A 24,484-nucleotide genomic window follows, 5' to 3' on the forward strand; every position below is an offset into this window, starting at 1 on the left:
AGACTTCACTTTAAGGGTGCTCCTTCCTTGGTTGGTGATGTTCTCGACAAACACCATTCTACCAAAGATTAGAGCACTTTTTTATATTTTTATAAGGTGATACTTTCGTAATTCAGGATGAATATCGCTAGGTAACCAACAAGAATGCATACGCCAATTATGTATCCCAGAAACCAAATAAATTTGGCAAAGTGTTTTATTCTCTCCCATTTCATTCTAATTCACCTCTTTTATTTAGATACGAGGCAATCATTCTGCTAGATTCATTATTTTGGAAGCCTTAATAAAGGTCGTGCAGCAAATATGGTAGTACGGCCGAAAGACCAAGACCATCACGATCCTTGACGAGGGATTGTTGAAGACGACGAAACGGCTGGAGGAGTATCTGACAGCGGAGTACATGAAATTCAAAGAGGAAGTCGAAGCGGGCGAGTACATCGCACCGCAGAAGATGACGGCGTATTATGATTACGCATGCCCTCACAACCGGTATGCGCCGCGGCGAGCTAAATTGGCCTAGAATGGCGCCACATCGATTGGAGAAGCGGGATCATCGACGTGTCGCAGAACCTCGTGATGACACTGAAGGGAGAGCTTATCGTCAAGGAACCTAAGACGAAGAATGCGAAGCGCAAAGTCTCATTGCCAGCCTCCTTGCTAGAGGAGCTGCGCGAATACTATGCGCACCGGGCGAAGGAGCGGGACAAGCTTGGCGATGCGTGGAAAATGGACAGGGATGGACGGGAATGGCACTTCGTATTCTGCCACGCGGACGGCACACCATTCCACCAGGAGCGGCCATACCTCTGGTTCCGATCGTACATCTAGCGGAACAGACTCAGGTATATCCGCTTCCACGATCTACGGCACACGTCGGCCACACTGCTCATTAACCAAGACGTTCATGCAAAGATCATCTCTGAGCGCCTCGGCCACGGCGACATATCCACGACAATGAACGTTTACGGCCATGCCCTCCGATCCGCTGACCAAGCGGCCGCAGACAAGCTTGATTCTTTGTTTACGAAAAAGACCAAAGTGCAGCAATAATAAGAAGAGAACCGTCAACGATAAACTGCTGACAGAGTTGAGAACGCTGCAGGATGGCGTGACGACGGTGCGGGCCGTGGCGGAGGCGCTGGGGGCGACGTTGAATTGGGACGGGGAGAATCGGACTGTGATCATCGAAAAATAACGAAAAGCCCACTAACTTTTTGGTTAGCGGGCTCGTTATTTAAACAGGTATCATAATTTCATTTACATTCCGGATCTGTATTGGCTCCAATGCTCTATATTCAGCTAAAATGTCTTCATATAAATTGCCTACATACCTCGCAGCGGATATGGTTATTATTACTGCGTAGTCCATACGGTCGATTCCATTGTTTCTATCCATCCCGTGCAACACTAGGAATGGATTATTTAGGGAGGAATACCTTACACGATCCCATTTTCTGACGACAGTATCCCACTTCAGCTCACCTCGTCTAGCTTGTTCAGTTTGGTAACTGTTTGGACTTTTGGTTACAGGGAGAGCACCCCTCCGCCAGTTATCTGCTAATAGTCTCTCGATATCGGTTTGATCATTGTCCAGATGTTTTATGACATTTTGGTTTTCTTTCGTAAATCGATATTTTCGTGAATGGGGATAAAAAGTGTCTTGAATTGCAGACTCAGTATAGTCCTCAACATGAAGAGGATTTGTCTTTGTTAAAACAGCAATAGTCCAGCTCAAGTCAATAGTCCCAGCATTTTGTGCGTTTAGAGGGAAAGGAATCGGCAATTTTGCCATTCTTGTCGGATGAATCGAACTTGAGTAGACAATAGTGACCTGTTTGTCCGAACAATACAACATCTCATCAACAGATTGATCAACATATCCATACCCCATATTGTTATCAACATATTCTGGGTGAGTTGCTGAATGAATTAGAAGCGCTCTTGCAACTAACGGGCTAAATAGTTCACATCTTCCCAAAATTTCACCGGCTTTACCAGCAATAATAGGAGCTGCAAAGCTTGTCCCTGCGCTCAGGTATCTTTTGCCCGGTTCGTTTGCATTTAGCAATTGTATTGGCGTATTCGCATCACCACCAAATGCAAGAATATCCGGTTTGACTTTACCACCTTCCCTGCCTTGACCGATGCAACTGTATGAGGCTTTAGTAATCTCTCCAGTAGCAAAATCATAAGCGTATGCACCCACGCCGAGTCCATTGACCATGTCTGCAGGCGCTTGAATCCTATTCAGCGGTTCGGAAAGCTCGCCGTCATTTCCTACTGCGATTACAAAAAGTTTTCTATAATTCCAGGCAAGATCATCTAATGAGTAAGTAAATCTAGAAATATCATCGTCCAAAATTGGGCCACGCGGGCCTAGAGATATGTTGAAGACATTAATATCATGTCTTGCAGGCACAACTTCCTCAATAATATCAATGGCTTCGTATAATTCAAAATCGTGAGGGTTTAGAGTTGGTAGCACTCGGAAACTCTCGACAGTGACGGCGGGTTTTATCACTGTCGAACCTGAAGAATAACTATTCAGTGCTCCATACAGTACAGCTCCTGCAACTGCTGTGCCGTGTTTAACACCCCTTGGGTCTGCTGCAGAGCCTATCGAACGGCCTTCGGTTGCGAAATTCATCAATAACGGGTTTGTAGGGTCAATGCCACCATCAAAAATCCCCACTTTTACTCTGGATTTTTGAGTTACTGCTATCGGTTGTGGTGCATCTGGAGTTAACCCAAATGTTCTCATTTCGGGAAAGGGATCCACCATCATTGGATGCGCTGTCCTAAGTGGATTGAAATCCGAAATTTCTTCAAGTACAGATCTTGTTAAATAAACACTTATGAAGGTTGGTCCATTATGATAACTCTTAATACGTATGGATTCTTCATTTACACCAGCACGAAGAAGTAATCGTTTCATCTTTTCGAGTGCTTCTTGGTCTTCATGCCCATACGGATGTAAAACTAATTCAGCCTTTCCTTCTCTCCATTCCTCGCCAAACCCAAGTGCAACTTCTGATGGATTCAAGAGCGATATTTCCTCTATTTTCTGCACATCTTTTTTAAAGGAATCAGTTAATTCAGCCCCTTGATCAGCAAGTATTCTTTTTAATCGGTTAAGGTTATTTTGTGAGGTTTTAACAAAATGAAGTTTACTGTATTTCTTTTCTTGATTGACCGTGTAAATCCAACGCCTTGAACCAATGTTTTCAAATGACACATCTCGAAACAATGTGTTAGGAGTATAGGATTTTGCAAGAAACTTCGAGTTTAAACGAACTGTTAGAACAATATCTTCCATTCTTTTTTCTGCCGAAATTGTAGCGATCGTTGTCTCTAACGATTCAATTTGTGAACTGACATACTGGCGAGCTTCATCATAGGTTCGAGGGAATGTGACTTCGTTCCCTCCCATTCCTCTCTGTATTGGTTCTATCAGCCTCTCTCCATATCCTAAGATCGGTGAAAACTTCTGTTCATCTGTCACGAACTATTCCTCCTTTTTACTTTTCAAATGATGGTTTACGGTGGATGTTGAAATACCAAGCAGTTTAGCTATTTCAGCTTGAGTAATTGACTTTCCAAGGATCTCTTTTGCTGAACGGGCGAATAATTGATTAAATCGTCCATCTGTATGGATACTTCTAAGTTCACTGATAATGTATTTAATTGGTTGATCACCATCTAGGATGAATTGCCTCAAGATCCGTTCGCATACCTGAACAAGATCAGAGGCTGAAAGCCCTTCAGTAACTTCAGAAAGGATTTTATACATGTTTTTGTCCAAAGCTATTATGTCTGTTGGCAAATTGGTGTTGAAAATATTTTCTCTTACGTTGCGGTCAGGAAGTCCCATTTCAATTGTTCTATCAAAACGTCGCCATATTGCTTTATCAAGAATTTCAGGGTGATTTGTAGCAGCGATAACAACTGAATGTGTTGGCCAATTTTCCAATTCTTTTAATAAGACGTTTACAATACGTTTAAGCTCTCCCAAATCTGTGGGATCATCTCGACGTTTTGCGACTGCATCAAATTCATCAAGAAGAAGGATCGATGGTTGTTTTTTAGCGTAATCGATCACTTTCTTTAAGTTTTGACCGGTCTTTCCAAGGTAACTTGATATTGTTGAAGCTAAGTCCAAAGTCACCAGGGGAAGTGAGAGTTCATACGAGAGATAATCAGCGAGCATTGTTTTTCCTACTCCAGGTGGTCCGTACAACAACACACTTGTCGGTGGTCTGACACCAGCTGCGAGTAACTTTTCACCCTGATTTCTCTCGTAAATAAATCGTTGGACTAGCTGAGTTACTTGAGAATTTAGGAAAATGTATGGTGGATTCAAAGGTGGCTCATTTAACTGAGCCAAACTCATGAAGTTATCACGGTCAGAAGGTGGGGGTTCAATACCGATGGCCCTTGTAACCGATGCCCCTACATCGTTATAAGATAATGCTTTTGCAATTTCATTTGAAATACCGGGATGATCCTTTTTGAGTAACCTAATGAGCGTAAGAGATAGAAGCTCAACGGATTTCATATCACTTGTCAACGATGAACGTATGAGCTTTGGTAAATGTTCCAGAACTTTTTGCATTATTTTCGATACCTCCGATTAATTCGATTTACATCGAATGATTAAATAATAAGAAAAATAAAGGGTTTAGTCAAGTTGAATTCGATCGATGATATGTTTTATGATACAATCGAATTTTCCTATATGGATATAATAAACTACAGATTTGAAAAGAACAAGTGTTCGTGAGGTGACGAAAGAAGAATTTTACGTTAGATGTTCTGCAACGCGGATGGGATAATTTTTTTGGTTGTAGCAAGAACACCTGTTTGCATATTATAAGAATATACATTTATGGAACCAATATAGGAATTACCCGTATCGTCTAGATCGAAATCGGCTCAGCCGGATGACCAGCCTTACCACCGCTCTGATCGACGCATCGCTTAGGGAATTGGCCGAGCATCGTTACATTGGGAAGAAAGACGGCATGGTGGTAACGGCAGAGGGTTGGGAGCGGAGACACATAGGCAGGTCGGCAATATGAGTGAACTGGTCCAACGGCATTGACGATCACTGCTAATATGAAAAGAGCCGCTCGGGAAGCACCCGTTAACGGCTCTTTATTATTTTAAGAAGACTAACTGAAACAGACGCGCCTGGTGGCACGTTATCCTCGGTGTCTGTTTTCTTCTCGTTTATGTCGAATTATCTTCGAATATCGTCCGTTATTTTTCATTTTCACATCAGATTCACATCAACGGGCAATTTCTCAGGCTGTCCCAGTAACAATGAACAACGTGTAGCACAACCCGAAATACCGCTACCATCAAGGAATCTCAGGCATTGTATCAATCCAGAACTAACACCGCCACGCTCTCCACATGCACCGTCCAAGGGAACATGTCGACCGGCGTCACTTCCACCGTGCGGTAGCCGCCGTCTTCCAGCACGCGCAGATCGCGCGCCAGCGTCGACGGATTGCAGCTGACGTAGACGACGCGTTCCGGCTCCATCTGCAGGATCGTCTCCAGCAGCGCCGGGTCGCAGCCCTTGCGCGGAGGATCGACGACGATGACGTCGGCCTTCGCGCCTTCCTTGCGCCAGCGCGGGATGACGACCTCGGCCGGCCCCGCTTCGAAGGTCGCGTTGTCGATGCCGTTCAGCGCCGCGTTGCGTTTCGCGTCCTCGATCGCCTCTGGCACGATCTCGACGCCGTATACATGGCCGGCCTTCCGTGCCAGGAACAAGCTGATCGTGCCGATGCCGCAATACGCGTCGATGACGTTCTCGTTGCCTGTCAGCGCGGCATATTCGACGGCTTTCCCGTATAAGGCAACCGTCTGCGCGGGATTCACTTGATAGAACGACCGGGCGGAAATCGCGAACCGGATGCCGTCCAGCTCGTCATAGATGACGTCGCTTCCCCACAGCGTTCGGGTTTCGTCGCCGAAGATGACGTTCGTGTCGCGAGTGTTAACGTTCTGCACGATGCTCTTCAGGCCGGGGAGTCCCGCCCGCAGCGCCTCGATCCACTCCGGTTGGCGTGGCAGCCGCTTGCCGTTGGTCACGAGCACGACCATGATCTCGCCGGTCACGACGCCGGTACGCGCCATGACATGGCGCAGCACGCCTTGGCCGGTCTGCTCGTCATACGGCTGGATGCGCAGCTCCTTCGCCACACGCTTCACCACACGAAGCACTTCGTCGTTATGCTCATGCTGGATGAGGCAATCGTCCATGTCGATGATCCGATGCGTTCCGCGCGCGTAGAATCCCGCAACCAGCTCGCCGCCTTCGCCCGCCGCGCCGATCGGCACGGCGGCTTTGTTCCGGTAGCGCCAAGGATCGTCCATGCCGATGGTCGGATGGACGACGATGCCTTGTCGCTCAGCCTGTACGCCGAAGTCCGCGCTGCCTAGCCGGTCGCCTTCGTTCTCGCGAACGGTAAGCTTCCCGATCCGGGTCAGATTATCTATGACATGCTGGCGCTTCCAAGCCAGCTGCGCCTCGTAATCGAAATGCTGAAGCTGGCAGCCGCCGCATTCCTTGTAGATGTCGCAAGGCGGATTCAGCCGATCGGGGCTCTCGGTTAGCAGCTTCTCCAACCGGGCGTAGCCGTACTGTTTCTTCATCTTCATGACGCGCGCGTTCACTTGTTCGCCGGGCAGCGCCCCTTGAACGAACAGAGTAAACCCGTCCGCGCGGCCGACGCCCTCGCCGTCATGCGTCAGGCCGATCACGTCGAGCGTCACTTGCTCGTTTTTCGCGAACGGACCGTCGTGTTCTTTGGCCGGAGCCGAAGAAACCCTCGCCGGACGGCCTCCCGATTTTGCCGGATTCATCGCCGGTTTGCCTGCTCCGCCTCTGGCTGCTTTCGCCAATTCGTCTTTGCGTCCTCCCGGCCTCGTACCTTCCGCGCCTCCGCGCTGCGGCCCTTTCGGGCCTTTGCTTTTATGTTTTTGTTTCGTCATCGTTCCGATCTTCCTTCTTATCCATTCGTGCCGCATATCGCCGCAATCAGCGAAAAACAGCTAGTCTGTCGCGACTAGCTGCATTCGAAAGCTGCAGAATGGTTTATATGATCCCGGCACTCGCACTCGTACCCACAGCCGATCCTTTGTCCGGGCCATCCGGCCATCCGCCGCCGAGTTACCGGTACGTCGACTCCCCGCTCTCGTCCGCGAAGATTTGAAGATGGGACGGAAGGACGGAGAAGTTGCACGGCAGCACCCCGCCGTACTCCCCGTCAAGGTTGATCTGCACATAGTCCGGCGTCGTCACCTTCAGCTCGTTCGTCCGGAAGTGGACGACATGCGAATCGTTCAGATGTTCGCCTCGAAGCGCGAGCGTTACGAGCCGAATGAATTCGGCCAAGTTCATCCGTTTGATGAGCAGCACGTCGAGCAGCCCGTCGTCCAGCTTCGATTCCGGCGCGAGCCGCTCGAAGCCGCCGACGGAATTGCTGTTGCAGATCAGGAACATCATGAATTCGTCATGGAATTCGCCGATGCCCGCGGCTTCGAACTTCAGCTCCGTCGGCCGAAGGCGGGTCATCTTCTCCAGACCTTTCATATAATAGGCCAGCTGGCCGATCATCGTCTTCAGCTTGCTAGGCACGTCATAGGTCAGTTCCGTGAGCGACCCGCCGCCTGCGATATTGATAAAATACCGTTCATTCGCCTTGCCCACATCGATCGGTCTCGTATATTGCCCGATAATGAGATCGCAAGCATATTCCCAATGTTTCGGGATGCCGGTCGCCCTGGCGAAATCGTTGGTCGTGCCTACGGGCAATATGCCAAGCGGCGGGCGGTTCGGCTTGTTCGCGAGCCCGTTGATCACTTCGTACAGCGTACCGTCCCCGCCCGCGGCGATAATCATATCGTACCCGCGGTCCGCGGCATCCGCCGCGGCAATCGTCGCATCCCCTTCGCCGATCGTCGCATGGCAAGTCGCTTCGATGCCGCCTTGGTCGAGTCGCTGCAGGATGTCGGGAAGCCTGCGCTTCATCTCTTCCCTGCCCGAAGTGGGGTTATAGATCAGTCTTGCCCGTTTCATCGAAACTTCGCTCCTCCTTACTAAACATTGCCGGCATGTCCGATAGAATGGAGCCACTCCGACATCTGCCGCTTCAGCCAACGTGCGATCGCAGCATGAGGCAGCATCGCTTGGCCGTTATATCGATATTCCAAACCGCTCAGCCTGGAAGGAATAACGTGATTCGTAAAATAACCCGGGCTCAAAAACAGCGGTACGACAATGACCGCTTGTTCAGGCCGGGCTTCTTTCATCGCACGAAGCTGATCGGCGGCCATATCCGGCAATAACATCGCGTAGTCCGCGCGCGAATAACCGCCAAGCAGCCGCAGGCGTTCGGCGAGCCCGGACAATCCAGCCTGCCATCGCTCGTGGAACACCGGCTCCTTGCTGCCGTGCCCGATGAGCAGCAGCGCTTCCCGCTCCGGGTTCTCCGACAGATCCGAGATATTCGCGAGCAGCAGCTCGGCGATCTCCGAATCATTGTCGATCGGCTTGCCGTACGTGATCTTCGCTTCGACCCGGAACGTTCCGAGATCGCCTTCCAAATCGGACAGCGGCGGCAAGCCGAACGCCTGCCCGATCTCGTCGACATGCGTGCTCCCCGAGGAGACAAACAACGGTACCACGAGAATATCGTTAACCCCTCTGCGTTCCAGCTCGTCGATTCCGTCTTGGATCAGCCTTCCGCTTACGATCTCGAGGAACGACGAAACGACGGGGACTAGGGCTCCTATTGTAGCCGCATTCACCGCTTCGTCAACGAGCTTGATCCAATTCTCTTCCCTGGATCCATGGCTTACGACTAGTATGCCGGGTCGATTCACCGCTTCGCCTCCTTATTTGCCGAGACGCTCCAGTGCCATCTTGTACCCGTCGTTGCCGTAGTTCAAACACCGCTTCACGCGGGAGATCGTCGCCGTGCTCGCGCCCGTCTCCGCTTCGATCTGGTTGTATGTACTTCCCTTGCCTAACATCCGAGCCACTTCAAGCCGCTGGGACAAGGATTGAATTTCGTTCACCGTGCAAAGATCGTCGAAGAAAATATAACATTCCTCCACCGATTTCAAGGTTAAGATCGCCTCGAATAGTTGGTCAATTGCTTTATCGTTCAGCTTCTTCAGCTGCATGCGCATTCACTCCCATGATTACTATAGTCCTATTGTATCCTTTTGTAGCCATTTGTTCAAACATTACCGTTTTCACGCATTGAAGAGCGGAAGAATAGACGGGCTAATAACTATAAATTTTATTGTGAAATCGGGACATTCGTCCAATCCGAGCGATTGCCTATGCCATAAGCTAAAGGAAAAGAAGGGTTGTGATCCGTTTGAATCCAAATCAAAATCCCGGCGCCGGCAACGGGCACGGCATCGGTCAAGGGAGCGGTCAAGGGAACGTAATCGGCAGCGAGCACGGCTTCGCCCATCGGCATGGCCAGAGCCTGCTGAACCGTCCATATAGCGGTCTGCACGGCAGCTTCCAATACGATGACGCGCCTCTGCAACAGCAGCAACAGCAGCTGACCTATCCGCCGCACATCGTACAACGTGAAGGAAATCCGAGTCTTCTCCCTGCCGTATTGCCTCAGGCGCAAAACCAACTGATTGGGGCGCCTCCCAAGCCTTCGGGCGGCGGCTTCTCCCTCGCGAATCTGACAAAGTACGCTAACTTGACCGAAATCAAAGGGCTGGTCGATCGCATGGGCGGGCTCGATGGCATCTTATCGACGGTGACCAAAGTGCAGAAGGTCGTCAGCGGCGTTTCTCAGATGGCTCCGCTCATGAAGGTGTTCATGGGGTCGTTCGGCAAAAAATCGTCTTCGAGCGAAGGTGGCAACGAGGGCTCCGGCATCTCCCGTCCGAAAGCTCGCAAGCGCCGTCCCAGCAGCGGCAGACGCCCTCGCAGCGGCGCTTCGGTGAAGAGGCGCAGCCGCCCTAGACGCAGAAGATAAGCGACAATAAAAGAAAAACAGCTCCCGTTCATCTCGGCATGATTTTGTATCATGACGATGAATGGGAGCTGTGTTTTTGACTAGAGGAACAACGCTTTGATGATCCAGAAGAAAATCATCGCCAAAATCGCGGTAATCGGAATCGTAATAAACCAAGCGACCACGATTCTTCCGGCTACGCCCCAACGGACAGCCGAGAATCGCTTCGCGCTGCCGACGCCGAGAATCGAAGACGTAATAACATGCGTCGTACTGACCGGAAGATGAATCATCGTCGCAGTCAGGATTACGGCCGCGGAGCCGATATCTGCAGCGAAACCGTTAATCGGTTCGATTTTGAAAATTTTGGTCCCCATCGTCTTGATGATCTTCCATCCGCCAACCGAGGTGCCGAGCGCCATAGCAATCGCAGCGGAAAGCTGAACCCAGAACGGAATATGATCCGTGCTATCCTGCACGTTCGCGGCTACGAGCGCGAATACGATAATGCCCATCGCTTTCTGTGCGTCGTTCGTGCCGTGCGAGAACGATTGGAACATCGCCGTAATGACTTGTCCGCCCCGGAACCCTTTGTTAATGGTGTGCGGGCTGCTCTTCGCGAAGATGCGCTTGAGAAGCCACATAATAATGAAACCAAGCGAGAACGCGACCAGCGGTGAAATAATAAGAGCTTTCAAAATATCGATGAATCCGCTGGCATTCAGCGATTCGAATCCCGCTCCCGCGATAACGGCGCCGGCAAGCGAGCCGACGAGCGCATGGGAGGACGAGGATGGAATGCCGAACCACCAGGTAATCAGGTTCCAGGCAATCGCCGCAAGCAATGCCGCGATGACGATCTCAATGCCGAATTCAAGCTCGGCCGGATTGGCGACGCCGCTGCCGATCATCTTGGCGACGCCTGTGAACGTGATGGCGCCGACGAAGTTCATGACCGCGGCCATGAGCACGGCTAGCTTAGGCTTGATCGCCCGTGTCGAGACCGAGGTCGCGATGGCATTGGCGGTGTCGTGGAAACCATTTATAAAGTCAAACGCAAGCGCTAGGAAAACGACGATCCATAATACGTATATCTCCATGTGTACGACTCCTGCTCCTCTGGATTAGCTGTTGCGCATGATGATCGATTCCAGCGTATTGGCTACATCCTCGCAGTAGTCGGTCGTCTGCTCAAGCCTCTCGTAAATTTCCTTGCGCTTGATCAGCTCGATCGGATCTTGCACGTTTTTGAACAACGTCGTGACGCTTACGCGCAGCAGATCGTCCGCTTGGTTCTCCAGTTCGTTGATGGCAATGCAATGTTCGCGCATCGCGAGCAGCTTCTTCTGCGACAGCAGCTGGATCGCTTTGCGGATTTGGTGCGCGGAGCGCACGATGACATCCGCGAACAACGTAATGTATTCGTCTTTCTCGCGAATGTTGTACATCTCGAACCGCGAGGCGCAAGCTTCGATACCGTCCAGGACATCGTCAAGCGAGGTGGTCAATTCCATGATATCCTCGCGCTCGATCGGCGTAATGAAGGTTTTGTTCAGTTCTTTCAAGATCGTGTGCGTGTACTGATCGCATTTGCTTTCCAGTTCCTTCATCTTCTTGGCGAAAGCCGTCAGGTTCGACAGATCCGATACGCCGGCCGCAAAATATTCTACGGCTTCAACCAGCGTGTCCGCCATTTCTTCGAGCGATGTGAAAAAAATGTCCTTTTTCTTAAACATGTCAATCCCCTTATCAACTAGAAAATGGTATGGTTCTGTTGGACAGAAACTTGCCCTAACGTAGTGTACACCACAATTGTTAAGGGAATGTAAACGTCCATGAAAAATTTAAACATATTTTCCGCGCCACTACAATAGCCAAATCTCAAATCCGCTTTCCGGGCGATAAAAAAAGGAGATTCCATGAACGGAATCTCCTCCTTGCCAATCCGCTACCTTCGTAGTTTATCCTGCCCTGCCGGATTGTACCCATTCGACATGCTCGGCGAGGGCAGGCTTGTTCGGAACGACGTGTATGAACGTATGCCCCGGCACGAGCGCAATCTCGGCGCCGTCCTTCGTCGCGAACCGGATCATCCCGTCAGGAGCCGATACCCAATCGATGTCCATCTTCTTGCCTTTCTGGAACAAATACGCCTCGCCGCCCGACTCCAAATCGACGGAGAGCCGCCCGACGTTGTCGAGCGTCTTATGGCCGGTCTCGAACACGATCAAATTCGCCGCCGACAGCGTTTCGTTATTGTTCAGATCAATATGGGGCTCTCCGTTGATGGAACGTTTGTAAAGCCCGCTGGTCTCATCGTACTGGTAACCTACTTTATAATTGTCCATAAGGAAATTGATCGTAATGTCGCGAGCTTCCGTAGTTCCGGCTTGCTCCATAATCGAGCCATTCGGAGAGAATTTGTAAACGGGTACGGGAACATTCTCGTCGTATTTCTTCTTCGCCGCCCCTTCACGGAGCTTCTCCTGCGTCGAATAAAGGTTATGCGGCGCCTTCCGGTCCTTGCTTCTCCAGAAGTAAGATCCGGCATTCGTAATTTCGTCCAGATAAGGTTTCCCTTGTTTCTGCAAAATGCCATACGCTTCCGGGCTGCCGCCTGCATGCGCCATAATCGCGCCATAACTGTCGGCGATACCGATCAAATATTTGCGGTTGCTTCGGATCGGACCGATCGTATCCGTCATCGTATCGGCGCTTTGGAAGATCGCGACCAATCTCGTAATGCCGCCTTCGGCAAGAACTTCCCACAAGACATCTGCTTGCGACAGACCCGACTGGGGGCGAGCCGCCGAGAAATTGTTGATCATGACGGCCAAAGGGCGCGATTTCGCTTCTTGCTCCAGTCCCAAGCCGGTTAACGGCGCTATGTAGGGAAGCGGCGTCGGGCTCGGAGAAGGCGTCGCCATGGCGGTCGGCGCAGTCGTCGTTTCTTGGTTCACGTTGGTTACGGCGTCTTTGGCTTCGCTGCATGCCGCTGCGACAAGAAGGGATGCGGCCAGCAACGTCGCCAGCGACGTCCGCAATCGGTTGTTCATGAGTACCCCGCCTTTGCTAGAAAGTTGGCAATCATAAAGGTAGTTCAAAAAATCCACTTTTGATCACGAAGTATACCAGGTTGCGTATTCGACATCGAATATTGAATTCAGCCGAAACTAAGCGAATGCTTACGAAGTATGTTTCCTCCGGAAACATTGCAGGTGCTCACGTAGCTTACACTGCGCTCCGCTTCTCATTTTCTAGCTTCATCCAATCTTCTCGGTGCTGAAAACCGGACTTTTTGAACATCCATTCTTAAAATCTTTTTCCGTCTACCTATTATTTAATCATAGGATAGGCTGCGTTGTCTCGACAAAATGTTGCCGATAATCGCAAAGAAGGTCCCTGCAACGAGAAACGGAGCAGCCTCTGTGCGAGCGGCTGCTCCGTTCATGTTAGATGGACCAATGATGCCATTCCTGCTGCTTGCGGTCCAAACCAGACAACCATTCCGACGTTACGCGAATCGCCTCTTCCTGATGCGGCCTCGAGGAATACGTATGTCCAGCTTGGAAAATAATTTCTTTATCGCAAAGCCCTTCGCTGCGCGTCCAGAACACTTTCTGGTACAAGAAGCTGTAATCGACGGGAATAAGCTCGTCGCTCGTACCGTGGACGAGCAGCACTTCTCCGCCGAATCTTGTGGCCGACTGGAAAGGCTGATGTTGCATAAGCGAGTCGAAAAACACCGGTTGAAGCGAATATCCTGCATGATCGGTGCTTCCCTTCGTTACCGCTTCATCGTAGCTGGAACGTCCGACGATCCGGACGATATCGTTGAACGGATAGCCAACCGCAGACCACAGAACGAGCCGTTTCACCCGTTTGTCCTTCACCGCCGTCATGAGAGCGACCGCGCCTCCCAAGCTGTGTCCAAGGAGTACGATGCGGCGCGGATCCACGCAATCCATGCCGTGCATGTAATCGATGGCCGTTCGCGTCTGGTCGATCATGGAATTGAAGCCGAGAGCGCCGTAATCCCCGTTGCTCTCGCCGCAGCCGCCATAGTCGAATCGGAGCACGTAAGAGCCTTGCGCCGCAAGCGCTCTTGCCGCCTTCACGAATAAGCGGTCCACGCCAATCCGGCTACCGATAAATCCGTGGCAAATGATAATCGCCTGTTTTTTGGCCTCCAGGTCATGTTGACCGACAGGGTAATGCAGCGTAGCCTTTAGTTCCAATCCGTCATGCGTCAACGTTATTTGTTTCTCCATAATCGTACCTCCCGATCACGCCTTGCTTTTTATATACAATAATTCCTACCCGATAACTTTGAATTAATTGTATTCATCCTATCACTTCCTCGGATGGCTGTCAACGGTTCGCTTGAATGGAGCTCCCATCATCGGAACAAACTAAAAAAAACCGAGCCTTATGGAAGGCCCGGATACTCGCGCAAGCGCAGGAGGTGGAAAGGGATGCCGTTGTGGATTGCTTGGCTTCGCGATAACTGGCTGTCGGTCATGCTCGGTGCCGGAGTCATCATCGCCGTGCTGTATGTCATCGCTAGGCGAAAGCTGCTGTTCTTCAAGGAGTAGCGTGATCCTTCACGCGAGGCAGGGAAATCGTCACGATCGTGCCCGCCCCCCGCTCGCTGTCGATCTGCAGCTCGCCCCCGTGAAGCTCGATAATTTCCTTGCAGATAGCAAGCCCAAGGCCGGAACCGCCTTGACCGGTGCTGGCCTTATAAAACTTTTCCGTGACATGCGGCAAATCTTCGGCAGCAATTCCGCTCCCGGTATCCGCGATCATGATTTGCGCCTGCTCTCGTTCTTCGGACACCGTCGTCGCCACGCGAATCGTTCCGCCGGGCGGCGTGAATTTGAATGCGTTGTCGATCAAGTTGATGATGACCTGCTTGAGCCGGTTCGCGTCGCCGCATACGACGATCGGACTTGCCGCATAAGCGGCAATCAGCTTCACGCGAGTATTCTCTTCCCGTACCGCGAGCTGTCTGACGGTCTCCTTCACGGGTCCGTTCAGATCGAGAAGCTCCGTATGAAGCTCCATTGCGCTGCTGGACAGCTTGGAGAAGTCGAGCAGATCTTCGACGAGGCCGGAGAGACGCTCGGTCTCCTTGCTAATAATGGACAGGCCGAGCTTCACCTCTTCGTCGTCTCCTGTCGGCTCGCTTTCCTTAAGCGTCTCGCTCCACCCTTTGATCGACGTAAGCGGCGTTCGGAGCTCATGCGAGATCGACGAAATAAAATCGTTTTTGAGCTTCTCCCGCTTGTTCAGCTCGCTCACCATCACATTGAAGGTCTCGGCAAGCTGGCCGATCTCGTCTCCGCTCCGCTTCGTCGCCCGTTTCGTCCAATCCCCGTCCGCCATATACCTTGCCACCCGCGTCAGTTCTTGAATCGGATTCACGATTCGCTGCGCCAGGAACAAGCTAAGACCCAGGAACAGCAGTACGACGGATATGCCAACGATGACGGCCATTTGGATCAACTGATTGACCATGTTGTCGATTTTCTCGAGCGAAGAGGTATATCGAAGCAAAGAAACGACCCGCGTATCGCCCAGCAGCGGGATCGTCACCGAAGTTACCCTTTCGCCGTAATACGGATCGACGCCGCTCCATGTCCCCGTGCTGCCCGCCATCGCGCTCCTGACATCGTCGGACGAATACCGGACTTTGGGGGCGAACCCGTCCGAATCGACCTGAACCTCGCCGGTACTGCTTAACAATTGGATCCGGGTCGGACCGCCATCGGCCATATTTTGAAGCAAATAATCGGCCTGGTCATGCAGGCTAAGCGACGCTAGCGAACGGCTATGCTGCGATATCGCGGATTCTGCGCGCTGTTTCACGGAGCTTTGGGCGCTTCCGTAATAATAGTTCCACATCAACACGGCGAACGCCGCGCCAAGCACCGTTACGACCATCGCGATCAGCAGCAGGTAGCTCCACACCATCTTGGCTTTAATGCTTCTCATTGCGGAATGCCCCGTCTCCACCGGTATCCGTAGCCCCATACCGTCTCGATGAAGGCCGGCTCCGAAGGGCTCGCCTCGAGCTTCTGGCGAATGCGCCGGATGTTGACGTCAACAACTTTCAGATCGCCTACGTAATACCGGCCCCACACCTCCGTCAAAATATGATCCCTGCTTATGCTCTCTCCTTCGCGTTCCATGAGCAGTCTGACAAGCGCCCATTCGGTTGGCGTAAGCACGACTTCCCTTCCGCTCTTCCACAGCCTTCTCTGCGCGACGGATAGGCGGAACGGTCCGCTCGTTAAGTCGCGATGATCATGATTGGACGTGTCGCCCATCCCATCGGCGACAGGTTCCGACAGGGCGGCCGCTTCCCGATCGCCCGGCGGAACAAGCTGCCGCTCCGCGTTCATTCTCCTGTACAACGATTTGATGCGGGCGATAAGCTCACCCGGGCTGAAAGGCTTCTGAACGTAATCGTCGGCTCCAAGCTCGAGGCCTTGGATTTTGTCTTCTTCCTGCGATTTCGCGGTTAACATAATAATTCCCATACGGGGATATCGCTGTCTCAGCTTCTCGCATACTTCGAAGCCGCTGATGGTCGGGAGCATAACGTCCAGCAACGCGATATCGAACGGACCTTCCGACTGCGCGAAAGCAAGCGCGTCCTCGCCGTTCTCCGCTTCCGTAACTGCTATGTCGTTCCGCTTCAGATTGATCCGGACGAATCCCCGGATCGATTCCTCGTCCTCTAACAACAATACTCGCATCGTCTGCACCGCCACTCTTATCTGTCCTATTCTGCAAAGTCGATGCTTAAGTAATCGGAGAACGAGTCCCGAACCTTCAGCATCTCTTGCGCGTCCGACCGCGAAGCAGCCGTCAAGGATTCCAGGCCGTCTTCGTGGAAGGATACCGCATACTGGTTGCCGCTATGCACGCCAAGCGAACGGAATAGCCTTTTTTCGTCCCTCCATACATGCTCGACGCCTTCCCACTGGCTGAGCGGGACCACATAGACGGTAGCCAGGTCGGCTATTTCATCCGTTTCCGCATTGTAATACTGGAAGGTGACAATGCCATAACTGGCCCTGGGAGGTTTCACCATCGTATAGCTGTCCTTCCACGATTCCGGAATGTCCAGCCTTATTCCATAGCTTGGATCTACGTACTGCTCCGCGACCTTATTAAAGCTTGTTCGTCCGTCCCATTGCAACCACTCGTTCATCCATAGGGAATCGGAATAAGGGACGCCCTCGTGTCCGGGGGCCTCCCAAGTCCGCTGGAGCTCGATAATGCCGTCTCCGTTCATATCTTCGCTGAATGTCGGCTTGCCGGAGAAGCCGTATCCTTGTTTCTCTAGCTCGGGCGTGGGATAAACCAGCGTCAATTGACGGCCGTTCCAGGCATACATAAACGTCAACAGGCTATGGGCGCCCGTTCCGCCTTCCAGAACGACACCTTGATGCCGCGTGGAGATGTTGCCCATAATCATACGATCGAACAAACTTACGCCTTCGGGCAGCGTCGTCCTTGCTTTTGACGTTAGTCGCCCGTCCTCCCACGTGTACATCGTCAGCTGGAATACCGGCACGACGAGCTCGGCCGCCGCGCCTGCCGAAGACGATTCGCTGATCACAGCCAGCTCCGTATTGCCGTCACGATCCAGATCCGCCGTTTCCGCCAAGCTGAACGGAAGAGAAGCGGACGGGGGTAACTTAAGTTTGCCTTTGTCGTTGCGCACGGCCTTGCTTTGGAACGAGTAGAGCTCCAGTACGGCTGGACTGTCGAACGCGCCGGTCCAGCCTACCGCCAGCTCTTTGGTTCCGTCGCCGTCCATATCTTCGATGCTTAGCCAGGTCATCTCCCGGGCCAGCGGCTGTTCGACGAGCAGCCATTGCCTCCAGCCATTCTCGGTTAGCCGCAGCGCCATGATCTCGGGCGAGCTGTATTCGTTGTAATAGGTGACGACCGCTTCGTCCGCTCCGTCACCATCCAGGTCGATCAGCCGAATGGCCTCCTGCCCGTTGTCCGAATGAGGCAGCATCATGATGCTGAACTCCGGCAGAGCCTTCGTCACCGCGGCCAGCAGCTGCTCCTTGTCGGCCGATATCTGCGGCTTCCGGAGCAGATCAGCGGGAGCCGCCGTATATTGGCAGCCGGCTAGCAGAAGGGATAACAGGAGCATCGCCGGCAGCACGATCCTTTTTTTGACGGAACCGTCGCCGCCGTCTCGGGATGTTATGGAGTGAAGACTGGATGTGCGCGGCATGGCTGAGGCGATCTCCTTTCTTGCTTTTCGTCTATTCTTGCCTATCGTTTATTCCGGGATTTCGTCCATGGTTACGAACGTATATCCCAGCTCTCTTAAGTCATCGATCACGTCCGGCAACATCTGAACGGTGTTCTTAATATGTTTGCCTCCGAATGAATGCATCAATATTATACCATTAGGCTTCGTGTCATGGATAATCAGCTCGCGCATTTCCGATACGGAAGTGCCCGCCCAGTCCCTAGTGTCGACCGTCCAGCCCGCAAGCCTGCGACCCTTGTTCTTCAGCACCTGCTTCAGCGTATCCGACACGGAGCCGTACGGAGCGCGAAACAACGTCGGAACCTCGCCGAGCACTTCAAGGATGGCCTGGTCCGTTTGGTCGATCTGCGAGAGGATGCCCGCTTTATCCTGCTTCTTCAAATCCTTATGATTTTGCGAATGATTGCCGATCGTATGCCCTTCGTTCGCGATGCGCCGCAGCACCTCGGGGTACTTGGCCACTTGCTGGCCAACGACAAAAAATGTTGCTTTGACGCCTTTCTCCTTCAAAGTATCCAAAATCGCCGTCGTATACTTGGAATCCGGTCCGTCGTCGAAGGTGAGCGCCACTAGCTTCTTTTCTTCCGTGCTTGTGCCGGGCCTGTCAGCAGGCGGTGTCGGCTTCGCCGGTTGTTCTTCCCCGGCATGCCCGGTGCCTATGTTTCCGCCGTTATCGTTGCCGTTTCCGTTGCCGGCTTGTCCAGACTCGTCTCCCGGCTGTACGGGAAGAACGGCATGCTCGCCTGTTTCGTTGCCCAAGTCCGTTGATCCTCCACTCGCTTCTCCCGTAATCGTTCCCCCTTGATTCCCGTCTGCGCCTCCGCCGTTCGCCGTCCCCGGCCCCGTACCTCCTTGGATGACCTCTCCGCCTTTCTCGACCGTAGGCACGATCGCCCCGAGCCCCATTGACATCGATTGCCCCGTAGCGCATCCCGCCACCCAAATCAAGACTGCGACAAGTACGATCAAAAGTGCCAATCTCCGACGCCGTTTTTTCGTTTTCTCCATCTCTCTCACCTTCTACTCTGCTGATAGATTCATCTTATCGGAAGAATAGATTCAGAGAGTTACAAAAGAGTAACACCGTTCGAGAAATAGCGACACTTGCCGCAAATAAAAAAGAACCCGCGGGCAGTGCCCGCGGATTCCGGCGAAATGGATATCGATCGTGATGATGACCGTCTCTTCCGGTCGATTAACGAAGCGCCTTCGCCGCGATATCCGACCGATTTTGTTTCCCTTCGAACTGGATGACGCTGACGGCCTCGTACGCGCGGGCACGGGCTTCCGCGATATCGCGGCCTCGCCCTACGATGCCAAGCACGCGTCCGCCGTTCGTCACGAACGCTCCGTCCTTCATCGCCGTACCCGCATGGAAGACAAGCGCGCCCTGCGCTTCCGCATCCGCGATGCCGGTAATGACGCGGCCTTTCGGATACGAGCCCGGATAACCTTCGGACGCCGCCACGACGCAAACCGCCGCATCGTCGCTCCATTCGATATCGAGCTCGCCCAGACGTCCGTTCATCGCCGCTAGAACGATGTCGACAAGATCGGTTTTCAGCCTTGGCAGCACGACCTGCGTCTCGGGATCGCCCATGCGCGCGTTAAACTCGATCGTTTTCGGACCGTCCTTCGTAATCATGAGGCCCGCGAACAGCACGCCGCGGAACGGACGCCCTTCGCTGACCATCGCTTTGGCGGTCGGGATAATGATGTTCGCGATCGACTCGTCGATGATCGCTTGATCGATATGCGGGAGCGGCGTATAAGTGCCCATGCCGCCCGTATTCGGTCCTTTGTCGCCGTCGAAGATCGGCTTGTGGTCCTGCGCAGGAACCATCGGCTTCACCGTTTCGCCGTCCACGAAGGCGAGAATCGACATTTCTTGTCCTTCGAGGAATTCCTCGATCACGATTTGATTGCCCGCCTCGCCGAACACTTTGTCGATCATCGCTTCGCGCAGCGCCGTCTCCGCTTCTTCCATCGAATAAGCGACCGTCACGCCTTTGCCCGCGGCAAGGCCGTCCGCTTTGATGACGATCGGCGTCGATTGTTCGCTCAAGTAGGCGGAAGCCGACTCGTAATCGGTAAACGTCTCGTATTTGGCAGTCGGGATATCATATTTCTTTAGCAGATTTTTCATAAAAATTTTGCTGCCTTCGATTTCCGCGGCCAGCTTGTTCGGGCCGAATGCCGGTACGCCGGCCGCCTCGAACGCGTCCACGATGCCGTCCGCCAGCGGATCGTCGGGGCCGACAAACACCAGATCGATCGACGCTTCCTTCGCAAAACGAGTCAGCTCGTCGAATTGGGATACCGCGATCGGCACGCATTCGGCGATCTGAGCGATCCCCGCGTTCCCCGGTGCGCAGAACAGCTCTTTTACTTTATCGCTTTTCTTCAGCGACCAGCAGATCGTATGCTCGCGGCCGCCGCTTCCAATTACCAAGATACGCATGATAGATGACCCCTTCCCTAGTGGAGAAAGCCTGCCCCTTGCGGTCAGGCCGTTCATTGCCGTTCTGGAAGCCCATCCTCGAATGGCCGAAGGTAGGGCTGAATGAGATTAATGTTTGAAATGGCGTACACCCGTGAATACCATCGCGATTCCGTTCGCGTTAGCGGCCGCAATGGACTCTTCGTCCTTGATCGAGCCGCCAGGTTGAATAATGGCGCGAATGCCGGCTTTCGCCGCCAGCTCTACTGTATCGCCCATCGGGAAAAAGGCATCGGAAGCGAGAATCGCCCCTTTCGCTTTTTCTCCAGCTTGCTCGATGGCGATGCGCGCCGCTCCGACGCGGTTCATCTGACCGGCGCCTACGCCTACCGTCATATCGTCCTTCACCAGCAGGATCGCGTTCGACTTCACGTGTTTCACGACTTTCCAGCCAAACAGCAGCTGCTTCAGTTCTTCCGCAGTTGGCTGGCGCTCGGTGACTACCTGCAGGTCCGCTTCGGAGATGCTGTGCACGTCGCTTTCTTGCACCAGCATGCCGCCGTCCACGGACGTCACGACCCACTCGGACTTGCGTTCGGCGGCTGCCGTGAGCTCGCCCAGCTTCATCAGTCGGATGTTCTTTTTCTTCGTGAGAATGTCGAGCGCTTCCGGCGTGTAATCCGGCGCGATGATAATCTCGAGGAAGATGCTGCCGAGCAGCTCCGCCGTATCGGCTCCGATCGTGCGGTTCGCTGCCACGATGCCGCCGAAGATCGACGTCGGATCGGCTTCGTAGGCTTTCTGATAGGCTTCGTGAATCGTCGTTCCGATGCCTACGCCGCAAGGATTCATATGTTTTACGGCTACGACGGCCGGCTCGTCGAATTCTTTCAGAATCGAAAGCGCCGCGTTAGCGTCGTTGATGTTGTTGTAGGAAAGCTCCTTGCCGTGCAGCTGCTCGGCCGTCGTCACGTTGCCTGCCGCGGCAAGCGGCTTGCTATAGAAGGCAGCCTTCTGATGCGGGTTCTCGCCGTAACGAAGATCCTGAACCTTCTCGTACGTAACGGTGTACGTCTCCGGCAACGGCTCGCCCGTTTGCTTGGAGAGATAGTCGGAGATGAGCGCGTCGTACGCAGCCGTGTGGCGGAATACTTTGGCCGCGAGGCGCTTGCGCGTTGCAAGCGTCGTATCGCCTTCGGCTTTCAGCTCTTCCACAACGGTTGCATAGTCGCCGGAATCGACGACGACCGTGACGAACGCATGATTTTTGGCCGCGGAACGAAGCATGGTCGGTCCGCCGATGTCGATATTTTCGATGGCGTCTTCATAGGACACGTCCGGCTTCGCGATCGTTTCTTTGAACGGGTACAGGTTGACGACGACCAGGTCGATGTAATCGAGGCCCAGGTCCTTCATCGCCTTCTGATGCTCTTCGTTGTCGCGGACCGCTAGCAAGCCGCTGTGAACCGCGGGATGCAGCGTCTTCACGCGGCCGTCCATGATTTCGGGGAAACCCGTCACGTCGGAAATGCCGATGACCGGCACGCCTTCCTTCTCCAGCAGGTTAAACGTACCCCCGGTCGAAATAATTTGCACGCCTTGCTCGGCGAGTGCTCTCGAAAATTCAACGATGCCCGTTTTGTCGGACACGCTGATCAACGCTCTGCGGATTGCCACGTTATCGTCCTCCTCGATTGGTATATTTATAGACTGTATCTCTAACGGATCTGAGAGACCTTATTTCGACAAAACGACCTTCATTTTAAATCTAACGGACCAGAGCGCCGCTATTTGTGCAATTAACCGGTATTTCCGCATCCAGATCGCGTAATAAGATCGTTCTGGTCCGTTAGATTTTCAAACGCCTTGTTTTTGGACAAATAACGTCTCTAGCGTCCGTTAGACTTCGGTTGTTTTTTCGATTTGCATAGCGCGACTAACGGGCTTCTCGTTACTCGATCCGTCGGTCGCGAATGCATGGGCCCTCAAATGTGGAAATGTGGAAACACCTTAGTCGCTCGAAGCCGTTTGCTGCCTAGTCCGCCACTTTCACATGCCGGCCATCCAGCGTGACTTGGCCTAACGCGATATGCTGAATCACTTCCGGCAGCAACTCGCGTTCCACGACTTGGATGCGCTCCGATAACGATTCAATCGGCTCGTTGCTTAAGATCGGAACGACCGCTTGGGCGATAATGGGCCCGCTGTCCAGTCCGCCGTCGACGTAATGCACCGTAACGCCTGTCAGCTTTACGCCGTAATCCAGCGCTTGTCCGATCGCGTTCACGCCGGGGAAGGAGGGAAGCAGGGAAGGATGTACGTTGATCATGCGTCCGTAATACGGTTCAACGAGCGTCTGCGTCAGAATGCGCATATAACCGGCCAATACGATAAGCTCCACGCCGCGTTCGGCAAGCTCGGCGATGATTTCCGTTTCGTATGCCTCGCGGTTCGGGTAATCCTTGGGTTTGAATACAAAGGCGTCTACGCCTGCCCGGCTCGCGCGCTCCACAACCGGCGCAGACGGCTTGTCACAAACAAGAAGCTCGATGGATCCATCGAGCTTCCCCTCTCGCACCGCATCCGCAATCGCTTGGAAGTTCGTCCCTTGTCCCGAAGCGAATACCGCGATGCGCAGCGGCGCCATTATACTTCCGCTCCCGTGAAGGTGACGATACGGCTGCCTTCCGTGACGGTACCGATCCGGTATGCTTGCTCGCCCAGCTTTTCGGAGATGCGAAGCGCCGTTTCCGCTTGGTCGGCAGGCACGACGATCACAAGTCCGATACCCATATTGAACGTCGTGAACATGTCGCGGTTCGAGATCGCGCCTTTGTCCTGCATCAACTGGAAGATCGGAAGAATCGGCCAAGAACCGTAAGCGATATTGACGTTAACGCCTTCCGGCAGAACGCGCGGAATGTTCTCGATGAAGCCGCCGCCCGTAATATGCGCCATACCTTTCACTTGCACTTCCTCAATCAGCTTAAGCGCCTGCTTCACGTAGATGCGCGTCGGCTCGAGAAGCACATCGCCGAGCTTGGCGCCGCCCAGCTCGTCCAGCTGCTGATCCAGCGAGAAGCCGGCTTCTTCGAGCAGCAATCTGCGCACGAGCGAGAAGCCGTTGCTGTGAATGCCGCTGGACGCGAAGCCTAGAACAACGTCGCCAGGAGCGATCGTCGAGCCGTCGATCATTTTTTTCTTGTCCACGATGCCGACCGTGAAGCCGGCGATGTCGTATTCTTCTTCGGAGTACATGCCAGGCATCTCTGCCGTCTCGCCGCCGATGAGCGCGCAGCCGGATTGTACGCAGCCCTCGGAGATCCCTTTGACGATTGCCTCGATCTTCTCCGGCACGACTTTGCCGCATGCCAGATAGTCGAGGAAGAAGAGCGGCTCCGCGCCTTGCACGATAATATCGTTGACGCACATCGCGACCGCGTCGATCCCGATCGTGTCGTGTTTGTCCATGGCGAACGCCAGCTTCAGCTTCGTGCCGACGCCGTCCGTTCCGGATACGAGAACGGGCTCTTCGTACTTGTCCTTGTCGAGTCCGAACAGGCCTCCGAAGCCGCCAAGCTCCGCAAGCACTTCGGGACGGTACGTCCGTTTCACGTGTTTTTTCATCCGTTCAACCGCTTCGTTGCCCGCGGCGATGTCGACTCCAGCCTTCTTATATGCTTCTGACAAAAGGGTCCACTCCTTATTGTTGACCATACTTATTTTCTTAAC

The 24,484-nt window shown here is 53.2% G+C and carries 23 protein-coding genes; 5 read left to right on the forward strand and 18 right to left on the reverse strand.

The annotated features are described in order from the left end of the window. Positions 1 to 355 precede the first annotated feature (355 nt). Genes RB620_RS24100 through RB620_RS24115 form a run of 4 tightly spaced genes read left to right on the forward strand, consistent with a single transcriptional unit; the run spans position 356 to position 1,195 of the window. Positions 356 to 520, forward strand: coding sequence for a hypothetical protein (locus RB620_RS24100; protein WP_308098855.1), 165 nt, complete (start codon positions 356 to 358; stop codon positions 518 to 520). 38 nt (positions 521 to 558) lie between these two features. Then, positions 559 to 828 carry a hypothetical protein gene (locus RB620_RS24105; RefSeq protein WP_308098857.1) on the forward strand — a complete coding sequence of 90 codons (270 nt, stop codon included), beginning with the start codon at positions 559 to 561 and terminating at the stop codon, positions 826 to 828. A 60-nt stretch (positions 829 to 888) separates the two neighbouring features. Then, the gene (locus RB620_RS24110) at positions 889 to 1,050 is read left to right on the forward strand and encodes a hypothetical protein (RefSeq protein WP_308098963.1); all 162 of its coding nucleotides are present in this window, start codon (positions 889 to 891) and stop codon (positions 1,048 to 1,050) included. Between the two features lie 37 nt (positions 1,051 to 1,087). Then, positions 1,088 to 1,195 carry a stalk domain-containing protein gene (locus RB620_RS24115; RefSeq protein ID WP_308098859.1) on the forward strand — a complete coding sequence of 36 codons (108 nt, stop codon included), beginning with the start codon at positions 1,088 to 1,090 and terminating at the stop codon, positions 1,193 to 1,195. 39 nt (positions 1,196 to 1,234) lie between these two features. Here the strand turns inward: RB620_RS24115 and RB620_RS24120 are convergent, their stop codons facing one another. The 6 genes from RB620_RS24120 to RB620_RS24145 form a co-directional block, all read right to left on the reverse strand. Next, positions 1,235 to 3,502: a S8 family peptidase gene (locus RB620_RS24120; RefSeq protein ID WP_308098860.1), complete on the reverse strand. Its 2,268-nt coding sequence runs from the start codon at positions 3,500 to 3,502 to the stop codon at positions 1,235 to 1,237. Between the two features lie 3 nt (positions 3,503 to 3,505). After that, on the reverse strand, positions 3,506 to 4,612 hold the full coding sequence (locus RB620_RS24125) for an AAA family ATPase (RefSeq protein ID WP_308098861.1): 1,107 nt from the start codon (positions 4,610 to 4,612) through the stop codon (positions 3,506 to 3,508). A gap of 770 nt (positions 4,613 to 5,382) precedes the next feature. Continuing rightward, positions 5,383 to 6,876, reverse strand: coding sequence for a 23S rRNA (uracil(1939)-C(5))-methyltransferase RlmD (gene rlmD, locus RB620_RS24130; protein ID WP_308098964.1), 1,494 nt, complete (start codon positions 6,874 to 6,876; stop codon positions 5,383 to 5,385). 307 nt (positions 6,877 to 7,183) lie between these two features. Continuing rightward, on the reverse strand, positions 7,184 to 8,092 hold the full coding sequence (locus RB620_RS24135) for a diacylglycerol kinase (protein WP_308098862.1): 909 nt from the start codon (positions 8,090 to 8,092) through the stop codon (positions 7,184 to 7,186). A 20-nt stretch (positions 8,093 to 8,112) separates the two neighbouring features. After that, positions 8,113 to 8,898 carry a sirohydrochlorin chelatase gene (locus RB620_RS24140; RefSeq protein ID WP_308098864.1) on the reverse strand — a complete coding sequence of 262 codons (786 nt, stop codon included), beginning with the start codon at positions 8,896 to 8,898 and terminating at the stop codon, positions 8,113 to 8,115. A gap of 12 nt (positions 8,899 to 8,910) precedes the next feature. Then, the gene (locus RB620_RS24145; protein ID WP_308098865.1) at positions 8,911 to 9,201 is read right to left on the reverse strand and encodes a YerC/YecD family TrpR-related protein; all 291 of its coding nucleotides are present in this window, start codon (positions 9,199 to 9,201) and stop codon (positions 8,911 to 8,913) included. A gap of 200 nt (positions 9,202 to 9,401) precedes the next feature. Here RB620_RS24145 and RB620_RS24150 point away from each other — a divergent pair, with 200 nt between their 5' ends. After that, positions 9,402 to 10,025, forward strand: coding sequence for a hypothetical protein (locus tag RB620_RS24150; protein ID WP_308098866.1), 624 nt, complete (start codon positions 9,402 to 9,404; stop codon positions 10,023 to 10,025). Between the two features lie 80 nt (positions 10,026 to 10,105). Here RB620_RS24150 and RB620_RS24155 read toward each other — a convergent pair whose 3' ends face one another. The 12 genes from RB620_RS24155 to purM form a co-directional block, all read right to left on the reverse strand. Next, on the reverse strand, positions 10,106 to 11,104 hold the full coding sequence (locus RB620_RS24155; RefSeq protein WP_308098868.1) for an inorganic phosphate transporter: 999 nt from the start codon (positions 11,102 to 11,104) through the stop codon (positions 10,106 to 10,108). A gap of 24 nt (positions 11,105 to 11,128) precedes the next feature. Beyond that, complete coding sequence (locus RB620_RS24160; RefSeq protein ID WP_308098870.1) at positions 11,129 to 11,740, reverse strand: DUF47 domain-containing protein; 612 nt, start codon at positions 11,738 to 11,740, stop codon at positions 11,129 to 11,131. A 225-nt stretch (positions 11,741 to 11,965) separates the two neighbouring features. Continuing rightward, entirely contained in the window at positions 11,966 to 13,060 is a 1,095-nt protein-coding gene (locus RB620_RS24165) for a DUF3048 domain-containing protein (protein WP_308098872.1), read from the reverse strand. Positions 13,061 to 13,456: 396 nt separating this feature from the next. Next, a complete protein-coding gene (locus RB620_RS24170) occupies positions 13,457 to 14,275 on the reverse strand; it encodes an alpha/beta hydrolase (protein WP_308098874.1) in 819 nt (272 codons plus the stop codon). Positions 14,276 to 14,588: 313 nt separating this feature from the next. Further along, positions 14,589 to 16,001, reverse strand: coding sequence for a sensor histidine kinase (locus RB620_RS24175; protein ID WP_308098876.1), 1,413 nt, complete (start codon positions 15,999 to 16,001; stop codon positions 14,589 to 14,591). Next, positions 15,998 to 16,768, reverse strand: a complete 771-nt coding sequence (locus RB620_RS24180; RefSeq protein WP_308098878.1) for a response regulator transcription factor — start codon at positions 16,766 to 16,768, stop codon at positions 15,998 to 16,000. Before RB620_RS24180 ends, RB620_RS24175 begins: the two co-directional genes overlap by 4 nt. A gap of 26 nt (positions 16,769 to 16,794) precedes the next feature. Continuing rightward, entirely contained in the window at positions 16,795 to 18,270 is a 1,476-nt protein-coding gene (locus tag RB620_RS24185; protein WP_308098880.1) for a hypothetical protein, read from the reverse strand. Positions 18,271 to 18,318: 48 nt separating this feature from the next. Continuing rightward, positions 18,319 to 19,320 carry a polysaccharide deacetylase family protein gene (locus RB620_RS24190; RefSeq protein WP_308098882.1) on the reverse strand — a complete coding sequence of 334 codons (1,002 nt, stop codon included), beginning with the start codon at positions 19,318 to 19,320 and terminating at the stop codon, positions 18,319 to 18,321. A gap of 187 nt (positions 19,321 to 19,507) precedes the next feature. Then, the gene (gene purD / locus RB620_RS24195) at positions 19,508 to 20,773 is read right to left on the reverse strand and encodes a phosphoribosylamine--glycine ligase (protein ID WP_308098884.1); all 1,266 of its coding nucleotides are present in this window, start codon (positions 20,771 to 20,773) and stop codon (positions 19,508 to 19,510) included. 108 nt (positions 20,774 to 20,881) lie between these two features. After that, positions 20,882 to 22,429 (reverse strand): bifunctional phosphoribosylaminoimidazolecarboxamide formyltransferase/IMP cyclohydrolase, encoded by a 1,548-nt coding sequence (gene purH / locus RB620_RS24200; protein ID WP_308098886.1) that lies wholly within the window; start codon positions 22,427 to 22,429, stop codon positions 20,882 to 20,884. Positions 22,430 to 22,787: 358 nt separating this feature from the next. Beyond that, the gene (gene purN / locus RB620_RS24205; RefSeq protein WP_308098888.1) at positions 22,788 to 23,399 is read right to left on the reverse strand and encodes a phosphoribosylglycinamide formyltransferase; all 612 of its coding nucleotides are present in this window, start codon (positions 23,397 to 23,399) and stop codon (positions 22,788 to 22,790) included. Next, positions 23,399 to 24,442, reverse strand: a complete 1,044-nt coding sequence (gene purM / locus RB620_RS24210) for a phosphoribosylformylglycinamidine cyclo-ligase (protein WP_308098890.1) — start codon at positions 24,440 to 24,442, stop codon at positions 23,399 to 23,401. Before purM ends, purN begins: the two co-directional genes overlap by 1 nt. Positions 24,443 to 24,484: the final 42 nt, after the last annotated feature.

The sequence above is a fragment of the Paenibacillus sp. LHD-117 genome, from assembly GCF_030929555.1.
In the GTDB taxonomy this organism is placed as follows: Bacteria; Bacillota; Bacilli; order Paenibacillales; family Paenibacillaceae; genus Pristimantibacillus.